General features: G+C 68.6%; 15 protein-coding genes. 5 read left to right on the forward strand and 10 right to left on the reverse strand.

Translation table 11 applies throughout. The features are described 5' to 3' along the window. Positions 1-38: 38 nt before the first annotated feature. Complete coding sequence (locus tag GA0116996_RS22265; protein WP_092315927.1) at positions 39-1562, reverse strand: Fic family protein; 1524 nt, start codon at positions 1560-1562, stop codon at positions 39-41. Positions 1563-2604: 1042 nt separating this feature from the next. On the opposite strand from GA0116996_RS22265, the gene oxlT reads away from it, so the two are divergent. The 3 genes from oxlT to GA0116996_RS22280 all read left to right on the forward strand — a co-directional run bounded on the left by oxlT (position 2605) and on the right by GA0116996_RS22280 (position 5751). Continuing rightward, on the forward strand, positions 2605-3927 hold the full coding sequence (gene oxlT / locus GA0116996_RS22270) for an oxalate/formate MFS antiporter (RefSeq protein ID WP_092315929.1): 1323 nt from the start codon (positions 2605-2607) through the stop codon (positions 3925-3927). 172 nt (positions 3928-4099) lie between these two features. Continuing rightward, on the forward strand, positions 4100-4912 hold the full coding sequence (locus tag GA0116996_RS22275) for a helix-turn-helix domain-containing protein (RefSeq protein ID WP_092315973.1): 813 nt from the start codon (positions 4100-4102) through the stop codon (positions 4910-4912). A gap of 92 nt (positions 4913-5004) precedes the next feature. Next, the gene (locus tag GA0116996_RS22280; RefSeq protein WP_092315931.1) at positions 5005-5751 is read left to right on the forward strand and encodes a dienelactone hydrolase family protein; all 747 of its coding nucleotides are present in this window, start codon (positions 5005-5007) and stop codon (positions 5749-5751) included. A gap of 22 nt (positions 5752-5773) precedes the next feature. Here the strand turns inward: GA0116996_RS22280 and GA0116996_RS22285 are convergent, their stop codons facing one another. Then, positions 5774-6325, reverse strand: a complete 552-nt coding sequence (locus GA0116996_RS22285) for an RNA polymerase factor sigma-70 (protein WP_092315933.1) — start codon at positions 6323-6325, stop codon at positions 5774-5776. A gap of 249 nt (positions 6326-6574) precedes the next feature. Here GA0116996_RS22285 and GA0116996_RS22290 point away from each other — a divergent pair, with 249 nt between their 5' ends. Next, the gene (locus GA0116996_RS22290; RefSeq protein WP_092315935.1) at positions 6575-7333 is read left to right on the forward strand and encodes a 4'-phosphopantetheinyl transferase family protein; all 759 of its coding nucleotides are present in this window, start codon (positions 6575-6577) and stop codon (positions 7331-7333) included. On the opposite strand, the gene GA0116996_RS22295 is transcribed toward GA0116996_RS22290, so the two are convergent. The 4 genes from GA0116996_RS22295 to GA0116996_RS22310 are packed head-to-tail and all read right to left on the reverse strand — an operon-like array spanning position 7297 to position 12475. Next, positions 7297-8655, reverse strand: coding sequence for a lysine N(6)-hydroxylase/L-ornithine N(5)-oxygenase family protein (locus GA0116996_RS22295; protein ID WP_092315937.1), 1359 nt, complete (start codon positions 8653-8655; stop codon positions 7297-7299). The two genes, GA0116996_RS22290 and GA0116996_RS22295, sit on opposite strands and share 37 nt — an antisense overlap. Next, positions 8652-9722 carry a GNAT family N-acetyltransferase gene (locus GA0116996_RS22300; RefSeq protein WP_092315939.1) on the reverse strand — a complete coding sequence of 357 codons (1071 nt, stop codon included), beginning with the start codon at positions 9720-9722 and terminating at the stop codon, positions 8652-8654. Before GA0116996_RS22300 ends, GA0116996_RS22295 begins: the two co-directional genes overlap by 4 nt. Positions 9723-9782: 60 nt before the next feature. Further along, positions 9783-10808, reverse strand: a complete 1026-nt coding sequence (locus GA0116996_RS22305; protein WP_092315941.1) for an alpha/beta hydrolase — start codon at positions 10806-10808, stop codon at positions 9783-9785. 26 nt (positions 10809-10834) lie between these two features. Continuing rightward, the gene (locus tag GA0116996_RS22310; protein ID WP_092315943.1) at positions 10835-12475 is read right to left on the reverse strand and encodes a cyclic peptide export ABC transporter; all 1641 of its coding nucleotides are present in this window, start codon (positions 12473-12475) and stop codon (positions 10835-10837) included. 662 nt (positions 12476-13137) lie between these two features. Here GA0116996_RS22310 and fhuF point away from each other — a divergent pair. Then, positions 13138-13929 (forward strand): siderophore-iron reductase FhuF, encoded by a 792-nt coding sequence (gene fhuF, locus GA0116996_RS22320; RefSeq protein ID WP_092315947.1) that lies wholly within the window; start codon positions 13138-13140, stop codon positions 13927-13929. Here the strand turns inward: fhuF and GA0116996_RS22325 are convergent. The 4 genes from GA0116996_RS22325 to GA0116996_RS22340 all read right to left on the reverse strand — a co-directional run. After that, a complete protein-coding gene (locus tag GA0116996_RS22325) occupies positions 13871-14065 on the reverse strand; it encodes a hypothetical protein (RefSeq protein ID WP_092315949.1) in 195 nt (64 codons plus the stop codon). The two genes, fhuF and GA0116996_RS22325, sit on opposite strands and share 59 nt — an antisense overlap. Further along, positions 14062-15222, reverse strand: coding sequence for a PepSY-associated TM helix domain-containing protein (locus tag GA0116996_RS22330; RefSeq protein ID WP_092315951.1), 1161 nt, complete (start codon positions 15220-15222; stop codon positions 14062-14064). The genes GA0116996_RS22325 and GA0116996_RS22330 overlap by 4 nt, the downstream gene beginning before the upstream one ends. Positions 15223-15318: 96 nt before the next feature. Continuing rightward, positions 15319-17535 (reverse strand): TonB-dependent siderophore receptor, encoded by a 2217-nt coding sequence (locus tag GA0116996_RS22335; RefSeq protein WP_092315953.1) that lies wholly within the window; start codon positions 17533-17535, stop codon positions 15319-15321. Between the two features lie 90 nt (positions 17536-17625). After that, on the reverse strand, positions 17626-18882 hold a 1257-nt coding region (locus GA0116996_RS22340), incomplete at its 5' end, for a thioesterase domain-containing protein (RefSeq protein WP_244159955.1).

Raw genomic sequence — 18882 nt, forward strand, 5'->3', positions numbered from 1 at the left:
GACGTGACGCGATAGGGCAGCGGGGGGGGCGCCGCGCTTCAGTTGCTGCCGTGGCGCTCCAGGTATTCGGCAAACTCGTCGCGCACTACCGTTTCGATGCGCGCCAGCTCGGCGTCGGTGATGTCCTCGAACAGCTTGCGCTTGCGCCGCGACAGCTCGCCGTGGTTCTGCACGATCAGGTCGATCAGGTTCGACAGGCGCGACTGGCGCAGGTCGAGCCAGCTTTCGAGCCGGGTCACGCTGGCGTCGTACGCGCGCAGGTACTGGATTTCCTGCGCCAGGTCCTGCTCGACGCATTGCTCGATGCACTCGAACACGAATTCGCACAGCGCGGTGGCGTCGAACGAGGCATAGAGCCAGTAGGGCTGCGGCGACTTGATCAGGATGGTGTCGCTGTCCGCATCCAGCGCGTAGTTGAGCAGTGCGGTACGCGGCGCGGAATAGGCCTTCAGCAAGCCGGCGTAGACGTCGAGCTGCTTGAGCATGCGCGCCGACACCGGCAGCACCACGCCCGCGGGCGTGACGCCGGCCTGGCGCAGCAGATGGTGGATCAGGAAACGATGCAGGCGGCCATTGCCGTCATAGAACGGGTGCGCAAAGACAAAGCCGAACGACACGCACGCCGCCACCACGATCGGGTTTGCCGCGTGGGATTCGACCAGTCCCGCGACCGCGGCAATGCCGTCCATCATCGCCCCCAGCTGGGCCGGCGGCGGCGGAATATAGTCGGCGATATTGCGCAGCCGCCCGCCGCGCGACAGCCAGTTCTGCTGGTCGCGGAAGCTGTATTCGGCGCGCAGGCCCGAGATGATCTCGTTCTGCCATTCGCACAGCTGGGATTCGGTCAGCGGCGCGCGCTGGCCGGCATATTCCAGCAGCCGCCGGAATTTGGCGACGCGCTGGTTATCGGGAATCTCATGCTCGATCGAATAGGTCGAGCGGGTTTCGGCAAGGTAGAGATAGTCCACCGCGCGCGCCAGCAACTCCGGCTCCAGGTGCCGGATGGCACTGCCCACGCGGCCGGGCAGGTCGGCGGCGATCCAGCGCGCCAGCTTCTCGGTACGGCGCACCACCGGGCAGAATGCCGCCGGCCCGAGGTGATTGTTCTGGATGCCGAACTGCAGGTCGGGCGTTGACGGGCCGGTCACGTATTCCGCCTCGTCCAGCGCCAGCACCCGCGGCGCGCCGGCCGGCAGCTTGTAATCGAACTGTGCCCCGGCCAGCCATTTGGCATAGAAGGCGCTCAGCCGGGCATAGCGCGAGGTCGGCGTGGCCGCCAGCCAGGCGCGCACATCCTGCACCGCCTGCGGCTGCTCGAACAGCGCCGCCAGCACGGTCAGGTCGAGCTGTTCCTTCTTCAGCGCAAAGGTGAGGTGGTCCACCGTGGTGTCGCCGCCGCGGTAGCGGTTGCGGGGGTAGACCGTGCGCGTGGTGCCATCGGGGCCGGTATGCGTGCTGAGCACGCCGGTCTTGTCGCCAAGCGCGGAGGTGCAGCGCAAGGGCGGCACGCGCAGGCCGAACTGGCGGATCAGGGCGTCGTAGCCTAGTGGTGCATGAGCCATGCGGAGCTTGGTGAAACGTAAGGCAGATGCCCGCGGAGCTTACCATAGCTTCTACAGGACTTACCAAAACATCTACTCGCCGCCAAATTTTTATCAATTCATCTATGAGGCCGGCGCGCAGCGGGGCCGGCCTGCCGGCCTGCGGGCCGGCTTTACCAGGCGCTCTACTGCGCTTGCTGTTTGGTCTATTCCAGGCGCGTGCGATGACGCTTTCGTCTACACCGGGCAGCCAGCGCCGCGCCCACCCCGGTTTTTAAACGCCGGTTGAAAATGACAGGCTTGTCATAATCGAGGTGGCTTTCCACATAATCGGCGGTGCGGCCGAAAGACTTGCTCAGGGTTTTCTCTGAGTTTGCCCATTAATCGGCGTAAAATCCATTTGCGGTATTTGACCGATGCCATTTATCGCCTATAACTGCAACTACATGTTGCGGCCGATGTCACGCACCATGCCTCAGCCCGCCAGGTTCGCCTGCGGGCATTTTTTTTATGTCGGCGCGAGATTAATCGGTGGCATTTAGCCGGAATCTGCGCGGGTGGCGGCAGATTATCATGACAAACTTGTCATCATGGCGCGGTCGGCATCATGACAATGTTGTAATGATAATGCGCGGTTGTGACCGCGGCCGATTCAGAAGAAATACTCATCGATGCCGGAGCTTGCGCTGGGCTTCCGCGCCAGCAAAGGGATTGCGGCAGTCATCCGTTACCGCGGCCAGCTTTTGCATACAGCTTCTGATGCGATTTTGTCGTGAATATCGGCCGCCCAGCCATGACTGGCATTAATTCAGTGAAAACCCTGCCCCGGCTTTCGCTTGACTTCGTTGATATATCACATACTGTGTATCCCATCGCCGCTCCAAAGTTTGAGAGAGAGGTGAGGGCGGAGACCTCAGGTCGCGTCGTGATAAGAGGCAAACAAATGCCAATGACATTAGGAGACATGAAATGCCAGCAGCCATCCCTAAGCTGAGGCGCAGCGCGACCGTATATTCCTCCGCCCTGTCGCGAGTTAATGGCCAATCTATTCAAGGAGCGCGCAATGAGTAATCCATCGGCAATGGGGATGGGCGTCAATCACCAGGTCCCGGAAGGCACACGCTGGATCCAGCTGATCGTGGGGGTGGTCTGCATGATCGCCACCGCCAACATCCAGTATGCATGGACCCTGTTCGTCCCGGAGATCCAGGACACCTACGGCTGGTCCCGCGCCAGCATCCAGATCGCGTTTACCGTGTTCGTGCTGGTGCAGACCTGGCTGGCGCCGATCGAAGGCTACTTTATCGACAAGTTCGGGCCACGCATGATGGTGGCGTTCGGCGCGGTGTTCATCGGCGCGGCCTGGTGCATCAATTCGCAGGCGACCACGCTGATGGGCTTCTACGTCGGCGCGGCGGTGGGCGGGCTGGGCGTGGGCTCGATCTACGCCACCTGCATCAACAACGCCCTCAAGTGGTTCCCGGACCGCCGCGGGCTGGCCGTGGGCCTGACCGCCGGCGGCTATGGCGCGGGTTCGGCGGCGACCATCCTGCCGATCGCGGCGATGATCGAGTCGCAGGGCTTCCAGCACACCTTCCTGTTCTTCGGCCTGCTGCAGGGCTCGCTCGCCTTCGTCGCGGCCTGGTTCCTGCGTTCGCCCAAGTCGCATGAAGTCCGGGCGTCGGCCAAGCTGGTCCAGGCCACGCGCGACTACACGCTCAAGGAAGCGCTGTGCACCAAGCTGTTCTGGCTGATGCTGCTGATGTTCGTGCTGGTCGTTACCGGCGGCATGATGGCCGTGGCGCAGCTGGGCGTAATCGCCAAGGACCTCGGCGTGAAGGAGTTCCAGGTCGACCTGCACTTCTTCGTGATGGCCGCGCTGCCGCTGGCGCTGATGCTGGACCGGATCATGAACGGGATCTCGCGTCCGCTGTTCGGCTGGATCTCGGACAACATCGGCCGCGAAAAGACCATGGTGATCGCCTTCACGCTGGAAGGGCTGGGCATCATCGCGCTGGGCTACTTCGGCAGCAACCCGTACGCGTTCCTGATCCTGTCCGGGGTGGTATTCCTGGCCTGGGGCGAGGTCTACTCGCTGTTCTCGGCGCTCGCCGGCGATGCCTTCGGCACCAAGCACATCGGCAAGATCTACGGCGTGCTCTACACCGCCAAGGGCATCGGCGCACTGTTCGTGCCGATCGGCAACCTGATGATGGAAGCGACCGGCACCTGGTCCACCGTGCTCTACACGGTGGCCGCGATGGACCTGACCGCGGCCTTCCTGGCGATCATGGTGCTGCGGCCGGTGCTGAAGAGCCACGTCGCGACAGCCAGGAGCCTGTACTCCAAGGAGACGGCGGCAGCCGGCACGCAAGTACCGGCCTGAGTGGAGCGGACACGGCGCATACGCCAGGCACCCGGGCGTTTCGCCACGGAACGGGCGGGCTTCTTCGGAAGCCCGCCTTTTTTTGTTGGACCGGAAGATCCCGCCCGGACCGGGCGCCCTGTGATAAACGTACGCCTGTGCCAACCCATCCCGCCCCGTGCGCGACGCCGCCATGTTTCAGGTGCATGCTCCCTGCCCATCCCTGACGCCCTATGTCGACGGCTACTGGTTCGTGCAGGACCTGGAAGGCGCCTACGCCGGCAGCGATATCACCACCTGTCCGTACCCGGGCGCGGTGCTGTCGGTCAACTTCGGGCGTCCGAACGCGATGGTGGGCGGTCCCACCGTGCCGGCGGTGTCGCTGCTGGGCTTCCAGTCGGCCAGCCGGCGCTGGCAGTCGTGGTCCGATACGTATTTCGTCATGGCCATGCTCAGCGGCGCCGGGCTGGCGCGCCTGTTTCCTGGCATCGGGCCCGACTGCAGGGACCAGTTGCTGGACCTCGCGGGCTACCTGGGCGACCAGGCCAGCCACGCGCTCAGCGCCGACCTGAGCGCCGCCTGGATGCCGGCGCGCATCGTTGCGCGGCTGGATGCATGGCTGCTGCGCCGGCTGTCCGCGCTGCGGGAACCGGCGGCGCTGCCGTCGATGCGCGCGGCGCACGCGCTGTTGCGCCAGGGCCGGCAGGTACAGGAAGTCGCCAGCCTGATGGCGGTCAGCCGGCGCCAGCTGAATCGCTGGTTCGAGCAGCAGCTGGGGCTGGGCCCAAAGCAGCTGATGGAGCTGGAGCGCCTGCAGCACAGCATCCAGGCGGTGCAGTGCGGCGCGGGCGACGCGCTGCACGGCTACAGCGACCAGGCCCACCAGATCCGCGCATGGCGCCGCCGCGTGGCGCAGACGCCGGGCGCGTATGCGCGCGGCGGGCAGTCGCCGCTGGCGGCGTCTTTCGGGCAGCGCCCGGCCGGCGCGCCCGCGTTCTACCTCTGACTGGCGCGCCGCCGGCGCACGCCAAGCACGTCCCAAACGTTCAATACAGCGTTCCCGCGCGGCCGCATGCTGGCGGCCTGAACGGAGGAACCATGAACGCTGCAAGCCTGCCGCCGGAGCGCGGCTTTATCTCCTACACGGATGGCACCACGGTTTTCGAGGGCTACGTCGCCAGGCCAGCCGGCATGGCAGCGTCACGTACGCCGTGCGTGGTGCTGGCTCATGAGTGGAGCGGTCTTAACGCGGCGATGCGTCGCTGCGCCGATCGCTTCGCGGCACTGGGCTATCCCTGCTTTGCCGCCGACGTGTACGGCAAGGGCGTGCGCGGCGACGAGCAGGGCGACAACGCGCACCTGATGGACCCGCTGATGGCCGACCGCCGCCTGCTGCGCCGGCGGCTGCTGGCCGGGTTTGAAGCGGCCACGCGCTTGCCCGGCGTGGACCCCAAGCGCATGGCCGCGGTGGGCTACTGCTTCGGCGGCCTGTGCGCGCTGGACCTGGCACGCGCCGCGGCGCCCGGCCTGGTGGCCGCGGTCAGCTTCCACGGCGTGTTGCAGCCGCCGCGCATCGGCACGCAAGGGCCGATCGACGCCAGCGTGCTGCTGCTGCATGGCTGGGAAGACCCCGTGGCGCCGCCCGCGGATGTGCTCGGCATCGCAACGGAGCTGACCCAGGCCGGGGCCGACTGGCAGCTGCATGCCTATGGCCATGCGCGGCATGCGTTTACGTTCGAGGGTGCCGACTTCCCGGAGCGCGGCATTGTCTATGATGCCGCGGCCGACCGGCGCTCGTGGGCGGCGTGCGCGGCGTTCCTGGCGGAGCGGTTCGCGGCGACGTAGCGGCAGGACCAGCGCGGCACGCTCAGATCGCTTGTTGCCGGGTCAGCCTGGCGCGGCAATGGATGCAGGCGTCGCGCACCATGAAATTCACCAGCGTCGGCGAAACCCCCAGTTCCGACGCGATTTCCTTCTGCGTCATGCCCTGCAGCCGGCACATCTCGAAGGCGCGCTGGGTGCGCTCGGGCAGTTCCGCCAGCGCGCCGGCCAGCGCGCACAGCGCCTGGCGGTCCATCGCGATGATGTCGGGCGTGGTGGTTGGCGACGGCGCGTTGATGCCTTCGTCTTCGGGCGCCATCCATTTCTGCTCGAGTGTCTGCCGGCGGTAGGTGTCGATGGCGAGGTTGCGCACCACCTGGAACAGGTAGCTGAGCCGGCAGCGGATCGACGGCTCGTCGGCCATGCCGCGCAGGCGCAGGAAGGCGTCCTGGACCACGTCCTCGGCCTGGTCGCGGGTGCCCACGATGCGCGCCGCGGCACCGACCAGCGCGCGCCGATTGGCTACGAATAGTCCGAGCAGGGAATCGCCTGCCAGGAGGGGAGCGGCGTGTAGGCCTGGTTCGGTCAGGGAAAGCATTGGGGGCGGCTCCTGGGGATTGCTGCAGTGCGGAGTTGTACGTTAATACGAATGCGAATGATTCGCAATTAATTAAAACGTAACGCAGATGTTACCAAGATTGAAATTAATGGCACCGTTTCGGCATATGAGAGAAATTAAATTTCTCGACGGATGCTTCGTCTAGGGGCGGACGCAGTGGGCGCCAGGCCGTTTCCCAGTCCGCTGGGGCTTCCTAAATTTGGGTCGCCGCCATTCGTCAAGACACGGATGGACTGTCGAAACCTTCCCCATGCCGGCTTTCCGCGCGGCCTGCCGGCACCGGTGCCGCAGCTGTCGCTGTGGCAGGTAGACCTGGCCGACCCGGTGCATGCGGCGGCGATTGCGTCTGCCAGCTGCCTTGGCCCCACCGAGCAGGCGTACTGCGCCACGCTGCGGCAAGCCGCTGACCGCCGGCGCTTCACGGGCGCGCGCGTGGCCTTGCGCACCGTGCTGGCGCAGCGGCTGGAGTGCTTGCCGTCGACGCTGCGTTTCCGCACGGGCAGCCATGGCAAGCCTTACCTCGAGGGCATCGCGGCACCGGCGTTCAACCTTGCGCATGCGGGGGACTACGCGTGGATCGCGCTGGCGGAGGCAGGCGGGGAGGTCGGCGTCGATATCGAGCGGATCGACCCGGCCCTGGGTGTGGCGGCGATGCGCGAGCTGGCCGCGCACTGCCTGACGCCGCGCGAGCGCGCGTGGCTGGCGCTGTTGCCGGCCGAAGCCTGGCCGCGTGCGTTCTTCCTGCTATGGACCGCCAAGGAGGCGCTGCTGAAGGCGCTGGGCCTGGGGATCGCCGACCACCTGCAGCATGTGTCGGTGGTGGCGGATGGGCGGGGCGGCGCGGGCCGCCTCGCCGTGGTGCCGGAATCCGGCCAGTTCGCCGGCCAGCTCGCCGGGCATGCGGCGGCGCTGGCGCGGATGCGGTTGTACCGGCTTGCCGCTCCGGACGGCTATGCGGCGGCGATCGCCTGGGTGCCGCCGGCCTGAGCCGGCTGCGCCATCCAGCGGCGTTCGCCGGCGAGCGCGTCGTGGATGTCGCCGGCGATCTCCTCGGCGCGCGCGGGCAGCACCGACAGCAGCGTGTCGCTGAGGCCATGGCTGCTCTGGCAGAAGCCCTGCAGGTACACCGGCACCGCCAGCTCCGGCGAGGCCTGCACGCGGTAGTTGCGGTCCACGCTGAAGTCGCCCAGGTAGCGCGCCAGCGGCGCCAGCAGCCGGCGATGGCTTTCGCGCTCGTAGCCGGTGGCCAGCACCACCGCATCGTAGCGGCGCGTGTCGGTGTCGGCCGGCGCGCCCGGCGCGGTGGCGGCGATGGCCAGCTCGATGCCGCTGGCGCTGCATTGCGCGCTTTGCACCGCCTTGCAGGTCAGCAGGTTGACGCGGAACTGCCCGCACACCTTCTGCCGGTACAGCATGGCGTAGATCTGGTCGATCAGGTTGGCGTCGATGACCGAGTAGTTGGTGTTCAGGTATTCGTCGATCAGCCGGTCGCGGCCCGCCTGCGCCTGCTCGAACACCACATCGGTGTAGGCCGGCGCAAAGATCTCGTTGACGAAGGGGCTGTCGTCGGCCGGCTTCAGCGCCGCGCCGCGGATGATCCAGTCCACCTTCACCGAAGGATAGTTGTCGTGCAGGTCGATAAAGGCTTCGGCGGCGCTCTGGCCGGCGCCGATCACGGCGATGCGCATGGGTTTGCCGCCGGCGCAGGGCTGTGCGCCGATCCAGTTCAGGTAGCCGCTGTGGTGGGTCAGGCGCGGGTCGCCGCGCAGGCCGGCAAACGCTTCGGGAATGCGCGGGGTGCCGCCGGTCGACAGCACGATGGCGCGCGCCAGCCGCGTGCGCTCGCGGCCCTGCGCATCGACCGACACCACCCGCACGCGTCCGATGCGCCCGTCCCGGGCTTCCGGCTCGATCCGCGCCACTTCCTCGCCATGGCTGCATTGCGCGGCAAAGTGGCTGGCCGCCCAGCGCAGGTAGTCGTTGTACTCCATGCGGCTGGGGTAGAAGGTGCGCAGGTTGATGAAATCGACCAGGCGCCCGTGGCGGTGCAGGTAGTTGATGAAGCTGTACGGGCTGGTCGGGTTGCGCATCGACACCAGGTCCTTCAGGAACGAGATCTGCATCTCGCTCTGGGCCACCAGGGTATTGCCGTGCCACTGGTAGTCCTGTTGCTTCTCGATGAAGTGGGCGTCGAGCGGGCGGCCGGCCGTGGCCTGCTCCTGCAGCGCGATCGCCAAGGCCAGGTTGGACGGCCCGAAGCCGATGCCGATCAGGTCGTGGGCGGCCGGGGGAATCTCGCGTAGCGTCATGGGTTCGGTCCTTGCTGAGCAGTCGAAGAAGAGGCCAGGGAGGGAAGCAGCAGGTGTTCGCCAAAGAAGCGCTCGCGCAGCAGCATCACCAGCATGGCGCGCTTGTGCGGGAAGTCGAACTCCTTGACCTTGGAAAAGCCGGCCTTGTCGAGGTTGGCGATCTGGCGCACATGGTCGGCGCGCGGCTCGCCCACGATGCGCTGGGTGCGCGGATCGTCGAGGAACTGGTAGTGCTGGATCGCGGGAAACCACGCGGTCAGGAAGGCCTTGCCGCGGAACGCCGGCTCGCCGATCAGCACATGCCAGCCACGGTCGTGGTCGTGCGCGTCGTAGAACGGCGCGATGCGGTTCTCCTTGGCCCAGTACACCTCGAAGTAGCCGAACGGCGCGTCGTCGAACGCGGCGATGAGCGGCAGCATGTGCGGGTCGTCGAGCAGCCCCTGCAGGTAGGCGCGATGTTTGGCCTCGTCGCCTTCCTCGTTCCAGAAGTACGCTACGTCGGGGTCGTTCATCCAGCGGTGCAGCAGCGGCAGGTCGCGCTCGAGCTCGGCGGCGCGCAGCGTCAGGGTCTGGTCCAGCCACGGGATATGGCGCGCATAGACCACGCCGTGCGGCTTGGGCGCGCGCTGCGGATGGCGCTTGCCGTCGGTCAGCGCATAGCGCAGCGGATACGGCCCGGCCGCTGGCGCAAGGTAAAGCTCGGGGCGTTGCCACAGCAGCTCGGCATGGGCCACGCTGCCGCGCGCGCCGGACGGATCGGGCACCAGCACGCCGAGCGCCTGCAGCCGTTGCCCGGCGTCGCGGGACTCCAGCTGGACGCGCAGCGTGCGGGGCGCGCCGTGGGCGAACGCGGCGTCCAGCGCCGCCATCGCGGCATGCGCCAGCGCGGCGGCATCGGCCTCGGTCTCGAGCAGCCGCAGGGTGTCGCCGTCCAGCGCGAAGCGGACCGGTGCGGCGGCGGCTTGCGCGACGGTAAGCTGTGCGCCGTCGAAGCGGCTTTCGCAGCGCAGCGCGGGGTCTGCGGCGAAGGAAACGTGGCGAGGGAAGGGAGAGAGCGTAGTCGGCATCGAAGTCCTGTGCAGGCGAAGCGATGGTTGCGGGCGGCGCGCCTGGCGCTGCCGCCATGCCTATCGAGACGAGGCAGCGGAGGCCGAATTTAGGTGCGCCGCGAGCGGCTGCACCTGGCCCGGCACGCAGGCAAACGCCTGCGCCAGCGCCGCGGCGATGTCCTCGTGCGCCTGCGCGGCATCGGCAACGATATTGCCCATGCGCAGGAACTCGTGGACCATGCCCGCATACTCGCGCACCGTCACCGGCACGCCGGCATCGGCCAGCTTGCGGGCATAGGCGTGGCCCTCGTCGCGCAGCGGATCGCATTCGGCCAGTACCAGCAGGGCCGGCGCCACGCCGCGATGATCGGGCGCCAGTAGCGGCGCGAAGCGCCAGTCGGCACGGTCGCCGGCATCGCGCAGGTACTGGCGGTAGAACCATTCGATGGTGTCCGTATCCAGCAGGTAGCCCTGTCCGTAGCGCCGGTGCGAATCGGTGTCGGTGTGCCCGCCCAGTCCCGCGTAGCACAGCACTTGCAGGCAAGGCTGCGGCAGCGCGGGATCGTCGCGCGCGGCCAGCGCCAGCACCGCGCTGAGCGTGCCGCCGGCGCTGTCGCCGCCCACCGCAATCCGCTCCGGATCCAGCCCCAGCGTGGCCGCGTGCGCGCCCAGCCATGCCAGCGCGTCGATGGCGTCGTGGGCCGCGGTCGGGAAGCGGTGCTCCGGTGCCAGCCGGTACGCCACCGACAGCACCGCGCAGGGCGTGCGCGACGCCAGCGCGCTGCACAGCGCGGCATGCGAGTCCAGGCTGCCCACGGTGAAGCCGCCGCTGTGGAAATGCAGCAGCACCGGCAGCGCCGGCCCGTCGCCGTGCGCGCGCGGCGCATAGAGGCGGGCATCGAGGCGCTGGCCGTCGCGGGCAGGGATCAGCAGCGCTTCGACCCGCGCCAGCGGCTCGGGCGGCAGGTCCAGCGCGGCCGAGGCAGCGTCGAATTCGCGCCGCGCCTGTGCCGGCGTGAGCTGGTGGATGACCGGGCGCTTGCCGGTGGCGGTGGCGATTTCCACCATGTCGAGCAGCGCTTCGAGATCGGGATGCAGTGCCATGATCGGTACCGATGGGGAAGAAGGGGTCAGGCGGCGGAGGCTTGCGGCACCGGCTTGGCGGCGGGCGGCGCGGCGTCGCCGGCAATCTGCCCGTTCTCGATCCTGACCACGCGGTCGGCCAGGCCGAAATAGCGGTCGTCGTGCGAGATCACCAGCACCGCCTTGCCCTGCGCGCGCAATTCCGGCAGCACCTCGCGATAGAAGATGTCCTTGAACAGCGGATCCTGGTCGGCGGCCCATTCGTCGAGGATCAGCACCGGCCGGCGCTCCAGGCAGGCAACGATCAGCGCCAGCCGCTTGCGCTGGCCCTGCGACAGTGCCTGCGTGGTGAAGCGGCCCGCGCGCACGCTGACCTTGTGGCCGAGCTGGAAGCGCTCGATCAGGCGGTTGGCCAGGGCCTCGTCCTGCGGGTCGTGCGCCAGCAGCGTGTCGAACAGGTGAAAGTCCGAGAACACCGCCGAGAACAGCGCCCGGTAGTCGGCCAGCCGCGCCGGGTCGGCCGCCTTGCCGTTATGGAGCAGGCGGCCCGACAGCGGCGGGTACAGCCCCGCGACCAGCTTGGCCAGCGTGGTCTTGCCGCTGCCGTTGCCGCCCACCAGAAACACGATCTCGCCGGCGCGCAGCACCAGGTCGACCGGCCCGAGTGCAAAGAAGCTGTTTTCGCCCTCGTGGAAGTAGCGGTGGCTGGCGCCGTCGAGTGCAACCGACGAGAACGGCGCGGCAGGCGCCGCGCCCGGCGGCGCCTCGGGATCGGCGTCGGCACCGAGCGTCTCGATGCGCGCGTAGGCGACGCGGCCCATGCTCAGCGCCGGCAGCGCGTTCAGCAGCGATTCCAGCGGCGACATGATGTACAGGAACATGATGGTGAACCCTGTCATCACCGCCGGATCGAGCGGCGTCGCGCGCGGCGCGAACAGCACGCCGCCGATGACCGCGAAGAACAGGAAGCTGCCGAACCCCAGCGCCACGAAGAAGATCGACAGGCCGCGCGTGCGCGCCGCGCGCACCGCTTCGAGCGTGGCGCCGAGGCTGTCGCGCAGGAAGCCACGCTGCTTGTCGTGGTTGAGCTTGAGCTCGCGCGCGCCGGCCACCAGCGCCTTGAACTGGCCGTGCAGCGTGTCCTGGGCAACGCCGGCCTGCTTCAGGTGCACCAGCGCGCGGCGGTGGTTCAGGTGATAGATCCACGAACCCACGCCCAGGATCGCGCAGGCAATGGCGAAGGTCGGCAAGGACAGCCAGGCCAGGTAGCCCAGGCAGCCCAGCACCACCATGGCGTTGGTCAGCACCACGGGGATCACCGACAGGCCGTTGGCGACATGGGTGCTGTCGTCCGCCAGCGCTGCCTGCACGCGCGCATTGCCGGTCTGCTCGATATGCGGATAGGGCGCGCCGATAAAGCGTTCGCAGATCTGTGCGCGGATGCGCGCCAGCGCGCTCTGGCTGACGCGCACGAACAGCGTCGACGCCAGCGTGCGGCACCCCAGCACCGCGATGGCCAGCGCCGCGAACGGCAGCGCCAGTTGTGGCGCCGCGGCGCCCTGCGTGGCCAGCACGCGGTTGATCAGCGCCACCATGCCGACCGCGCACAGGCCGGCGGCCAGGCTGGCCGCGGCGGCCAGGACGATGGTAAGGCGCAGCGTGCGCGGCAGGGAGGCAAATAGCGTCATGCGGGCTTGGCGGGAGGGTCGTTACTGAGCGGATGACGTGCGGGCGCCGGGAAAAATTACGGTCGTCGCCGAATTGCGGGGATGATGCAGGGACGCACAAATTGATGCGGCTGACTTCGTGGATACGCCGGCCCTCACCCCCGCCCCTCTCCCGCGCGCGGGAGAGGGGAGACAACAAGCGGGAGGGAAAAGTCCTTTGGCATCACCAGCACCAACGCGTGCGAGCGCAGCGACGCACTCCGTGCCAGTGCAGCCGACCTGAGATTGGGAGCGCGCGCAGCGCAGCCGTAGGCGTCCCACCAATAACGCGCTTAGCAGGCGGCCACCGACCTAAAGTCGGGTTCGTCCATCCGCCCCCGAACGCCAGGCACCTCCAGGTAGCGTCAGCAGGCTGGAACCACCAATCGCCTGACCGCAAGTCACCACCGCCGGAACCACCAGCGCCGCCTTAGCCAGCCGCTCAGGCGACGCGTTTTTTGGTTACTTTTTGGCGCTCGGCCAAAAAGTGACTCGCCGGCTGCGCCGGCGAAACAGCCACGCCCGCCAAGCACGACCAACAATCCAACCGCCATACCAAACAGCCCGCGGCGCCCTAATTTCCGGGCCGGGCCATCCGTCATCCGTGAAGCACCTATCGCGCGTGAGCCCGCACCAGGAACCCGATGATCGCCTTGCTTGCGCCATTTTTCGCCGGCCCCCTGCGCCCGTTCGGCGAGCGCCTGACCATTGCCACGCAGCCAGCGCAGCCCTCGGCCAGCGCCGCGGCACTGGACCACAGCTGGGCGGATGCCTGCCTCGCCAGCCTCGCTCAGGCGCTGGGCTGCAACGATCGGCGCGCGCTGGCGGCGGCATGGTTCCGTGACTACACGCTGGCTGTACTGCCCGGCGCGCTGGTGGCGGCAACACTGCATCGGCGCAGCCTGCCGTTCGATCATCCGGCGCTGGGATGGCAAGTCGCGGCTGATGGCCGCCTTGCCCGCCTGCTGCTGCCCGACGACGGCACGCCGGCCGCGGCGACGCTACCGCGCTTGCTGTCGCCATTGCTCGCGCGACACCTGCCGCAAGTGGTGGCGGCATTCGCCGTCGCCGCGCGCGTATCGCCGCGGCTGCTCTGGTGTACCGGTGGCGTTGCCGCCGCCGGCATCGCGCGTCAGCTGGCCGCCCATCCAGGTCTTGCGGCGGCGCAGAAGGAGGAAGTGCTGGCGTGGAGCGGCAATGCCGTGTCCGCCGACGGCTTCGGCAATCCGTTCCACGGCGCCTTCCGTCCGGGCGCGGAGCCCTGGCTGCCCGGCGTGGCGGCGGTGCGGCGCATCTGCTGCCTGAACCACCGCCTGCCCGGCGAAGGGTATTGCGGCACGTGCCCGCTGGTGGCGGATGCGCGGGCACGCGCGCGGCTCAGCGGCGCGCAGACGGCTCCCGCCCGCGCCACTGCCGCCACAGCCACGCCACGGTGACCGCAACCGGCACGCCCAGCCCGACCCAGCACAGCGCATCCCACGCGCCGTCGCCAAAAATGCCGGCCGCGAGCCCACCCAGCGACAGCGCGCCCAGCAGCACCGGCATCGGCCAGGTATCGTCGATCAGCTTCATGCCTGGTCTCCCGACAGTTGCGGCGGCAGCGGTGCGCGTGTCTCCTCGCGGCTGCGGCGCGGCCGCTTGAGCCAGAAGATCAGCCCGGTCACGGTGGCCCCCGCCGTGATCACGGTCAGCAGCGCCCACAGGATCTGCAGCGGCCTGCCGGCGTAGTCGCCAAAATGGAACGGCGCCGACAGCAGCAGCACCTGCAGATACCACGGCATGCCGCGCACCGCGGCGACGCTGCCGTCGCCGGCATCGACCAGCACGATCGCATAGACCCGCTTCTGCAGCTCGGTATGGCCGCGCAGCACCACGCCGTAGTGGCGGCCGGTGGAGAACTCGGTGCCGGGGTAGAACACGAAGGCCGGATCCTTGCCCGGCACGGCCTGGTGGGCGGCTTCCAGCGCGCGGTCGACCGGCACCAGCCTGGGCGGCGTCGGGCCGGGCAGGGTGGCGATCAGGTGCTGCAGCTCGGTCTTCTGCCACAGCCCGATGATCAGCGGCGAGAACGACAGGAAGGTGCCGGTCAGCCCGACCACCAGCGCCCACACCATCACCACGATGCCGAACAGGTTGTGCAGGTCGGCCTGCACCACGCGCACCGGCTTGCCGAAACGCACCAGCCCGAAGGCCAGCTTGCGCATGAAGGGCCCGTATAGCACCAGGCCGCTGACCAGGCTGAGCGCGAACAGCACGCCGATAAAGCCGATGAAGAACTGCCCGGGCAGGCCCAGGAACAGGTTCAGGTGCAGCTTGAGGATAAAGCCGCTGACGGTCTCGCCGGCCGGGCCGGGCTTGCGCGGCGCGCCGGTGGCGGCATCGAACTGCACCGTGGTGCCGTGGCGCAGCTTGGGCTCGCCGGGCGGGCCGACGCGCACGCCGACGGCATCGGCGTCATCCTCGGCGAAGGCGATCGACTTCGGCGCCTGGCCCGCATGGGCGGCGCGCGCCGCGTCGACCATGCCCTGCAGCGGCGGGCGCTGCGCCGGCACCGGCAGGGTGCGTTCGGCGGACACCAGGCCGTGGTGTTCCTGGCCGGCGAGCGCGTCGATGTCCTCATGGAAGATCAGCAACAGTCCGGTGAGGCAAAGCACCAGCAGGTTCAGGGTGCAGAGCAGGCTGGTCCAGCGGTGGATCGCGTACCAGAAGCGTAGCGTGGGGGCTTTCATGTGATGGGACTCCTGCAAGGCCGCGGCCCCGCACCCGGGTTGCGGGTGCGGGGCCGTGCCTGCCGCCAGGGGTTGGCATGCCAGGCCATGCCCGGCTTACCAGCGGTACGTCACCGTGCCGATGATGGTGCGGCGGCGCCCGTAATAGCAGTTGGTGGCGCTGTCGCATGCGGCGACGTAGGTCTTGTCGAACAGGTTGTTGACGTTCAGCCGCAGCGTGTAGTGCCGGGCAAACGAATAACTCGCGGCCAGGTCCACCAGCGTGAAGCCCGGCACCTCGGTCACGTTGGTCTGGTCGTAGGTCTTGCTGACGTAGCGCACGCCGCCACCCAGCCAGACCCCGGCGAGGAAGCCGCCAGACAGGCGGTAGTCGGCCCACAGCGAGGCCATGTGGCGCGGCACGTATTGCGGCGTCTTGCCGGCGTTGGGCGCGTTCGGGCCGGCCTTCGTGACCTCGGCGTCGGTGTACGTGTACGACGCCAGGATGTTGAAGTTGGGCGTGACCGACCACGTGCCTTCCAGCTCCACGCCGCGCGAGCGCACTTCACCCAGCTGCGACGAGAAGCCGCTGACCGGCGAGGTGGTCAGCACGTTGGCCTGGGTCAGGTCGAACAGCGACAGCTGGGCAAAACTGCGGCTGCCGGTCGGCTGCCATTTCAAGCCGGCCTCGTACTGCTTGCCGGTGGTGGGCTGCGGCGTGCCGCCGCCGAACAGCGGCACCGCCGTGGCCGGCTCGAACGACGTCGAGTAGCTGACGTAGGGCGAGAGGCCGTAGGGCCCTTCCCACAGCAGGCCGGCGCGGCCGGTGAACTTGCCGTCGTCGCTGCCGGTGCGGGTGACCGCGTTGGTCGCGAGGGCGCGCGTGTCGGTGCTGACCTTGGCCTTGTCGTAGCGCCCGGCCAGCTGCAGCACGAAGCGGTCGGAGATCCGCACCATGTCCTGCAGGTAGAAGCCGATCTGGCTGCGCGTGGTGTCCTCGTCGGTCTGGTAGTTCGGCGCGACGAAATTGCCGTAGACCGGGTTGAAGATATTCAGCGGCGGCTGGGCGGCCGGCGTGTTGCCGGTCAGGCCGCGCAGGCGGTTGAAGGTCGAGCGCGAGTAGTCGATGCCGGTCAGGATGGTATGGTCGAAGATGCCATGCCTGACCTTGACCTGCGCCTGGTTGTCGACCGTGAACAGGTCGAACGACTCGTTCGAGCGCAAGCCGATGCGCCGCAGCAGGTAGGGGCCGTTGGGCGGATTCGCCACCAGCCCGCCGTTGCCGCCGATGTTCTCGTAGCTGACGTACATGTGGCCGTAGCGCAGGTTCTGGCGCAGCGTCACGGTATCGTTCAGGCGATGCGAGAACTCATAGCCGGCCAGGTACTGCTCGCGCTTGAAGCGGTCGAAGCCGGGCTCGCCGGTGAACAGGTCGGTCGGGATCTTCGAACCGTTGGCCAGCGGCGTGACCGTGCCCAGCGCCGGCAGGAAGTTGGCGCTGTTGCCGGCGTTGTCGTGGTAGATCTGCGCGTACGCCGTGAAGCTGGTGGCATTGGTGGGGCGCCAGGTGATCTGCGGCGCGATAAAGAAGCGGTCGTCGCCGGCCATGTCGGTCTGCGTGCCGCTGTCGCGCGCCAGCGCGGTCAGGCGGTACAGCACCTTGCCGTCCTTGTCGAGCGCGCCGGTGAAGTCGCCCGAGATCTCCTTGCGGTCATAGTTGCCGAAGCTGAGGTTGATCTCGTTGGCGGTCTCCGCCTGCGGCCGCTTGCTGATCTGGTTGATCAGGCCGCCAGGCGAGGTCTGTCCGTACAGCACCGACGATGGGCCGCGCACCACGTCGACGCGCTCCAGGCTGTACGGATCCAGTTCCCAGCCGCCGTAGCCGCCGGACGCCGGCAGTTTCAGGCCGTCCCAGTACTGGCTGTTCTGCGACACGGTGAAGCCGCGGATCATGTACGTGCTGCGCCGCGTATCGACGATCGGCTCGGTGCGCACGCCGGCGCTGTAGCGCAGCGCTTCCTCGACCCGCTGCACGCCCTGGGCGCGCATCTGGTCGGCGGTGATGACGCTGATCGACTGGGGCGTGTCCGCGATCGGCACATCGGACTTGGTGGCGGACACCGACTTCTTGTTCGCCGGCCCGTAGTTCTCCACGCTGTCGGCGCGCACGCTCACGGCCGGCAACTGCACCTCCGCGGTGGTACCCGCCTGCGCCGGGCCGCTGTCCTGCGCCTGCGCGCACTGCATGGAGACCGCCAGCGCCAGCGCCGTCAGCGCAAATGGTTGATGGCTTGGCCGGCCCTGGCTCGGGCGACCCGTGCTACCCCTGTGCATATTCCTCCTGGATTTCGGCTTTCTTGATTTCGGCCGTATTGTAAATGCAAATCATTGTTATTAGCGTTAAGAAATTTCATTCGCAGCCTCCTACGTCGGGAGGGTGGCCGGGCCGGTAGCGGGGTGCCGCGCTTGGGAATTGGGCATGGGCCGGGCCTCGGCACTGCGGCGCAGTTGCACCAGCAAGCGCGGGTCGCGCACGATGGCGTGGTGGTCGACGCCGTCCAGCACGGTCTCTTCGCACGGCGCGCCCAGCCAGCCGGCCAGCCGCGCGGCCGCGCCGTCACGGCCGGCGCGCCACCAGACCGCGCGGGGCGCCTGTACCACCGGCAGGGTGCGCTGGGCCGCGGCCAGCAAGCCCAGCCGGTGCGCGGCCAGGAACATGTGCGCCAACTCGTCCGCGCCCAGCGCTGCCTGCGGCGCCGTGGACGCAGCAATGCGCGGCGCGAGCAGGGCGCGCACGGCTTCGGCGTCGGGCTCGGCGGCGGCATCGCGCGGCAGCGCGAGCGGTTCCGTAGCGGGCAGCAGGCGCTCGGCAAACGCCGCCAGCGCGGCGGGCCAGCCGGGCGTCGCGCTGGCCTGCGAACGCGGCTCCGGCACGAACGGATCGACCATGCCCAGCCACTGGACAGGTTGCCCCTGCGCCTCCAGCTCGCGCGCCATCAGCGTGGCCAGTGCCGCGCCGAGCGACCAGCCCAGCAGCAGGTAAGGCCCTTGCGGCTGCGCCGCACGCCATTCCCGCACATAGTCCGCCGCGATCGATGCCAGCGAGGCGTCGCGCCATGCCGGATCGGCCAGCGCGCGCGCCTGGAAGCCATAGACCGTGCGCTGCGCGCCCAGCTGGGCGACGATGGCGTCGTAGTCGAACAGCGTGCCCAGCGCCGCGTGGACGCACGCCACCGGCGGCAGCGTGGCGTTTGCCGGGCCAGGCGCGAGCACGCGCAGCGCGGCGGCGGGCGTGGCTTCCGGCAGGGCTGCGGCAGGCTCGCCCTCCGGCAGCAACTGGCCGATGGTCGGGGTCCGCATCAGGTCGCGCAACTTCAGGTCCAGTCCCAGCGCCCGGTTGGCGCGGACGCGCGAAATCACCTTCAGGCTCAGCAGCGAATCGCCGCCGAGCGCGAAGAAGTTGTCGTCCAGTCCCACCCGCGGCACGCCAAGCACGTCCTGCCACACCTGCGCGAGCCAGCGTTGCGCTTCGGTTCGCGGTGCCACGTGCTGGTCGGCGGTTTCCGCGCCAGGCGCGGGCAGCGCGCGGCGGTCGAGCTTGCCGTTGGGGGTCAGCGGCAGGGCGTCGAGCACGACGAACGCGGACGGCACCATGTAATCGGGCAGCTCGGCGGCCAGCGC

The sequence above is a fragment of the Cupriavidus alkaliphilus genome (assembly GCF_900094595.1).
Taxonomy (GTDB): Bacteria; Pseudomonadota; Gammaproteobacteria; order Burkholderiales; family Burkholderiaceae; genus Cupriavidus; species Cupriavidus alkaliphilus.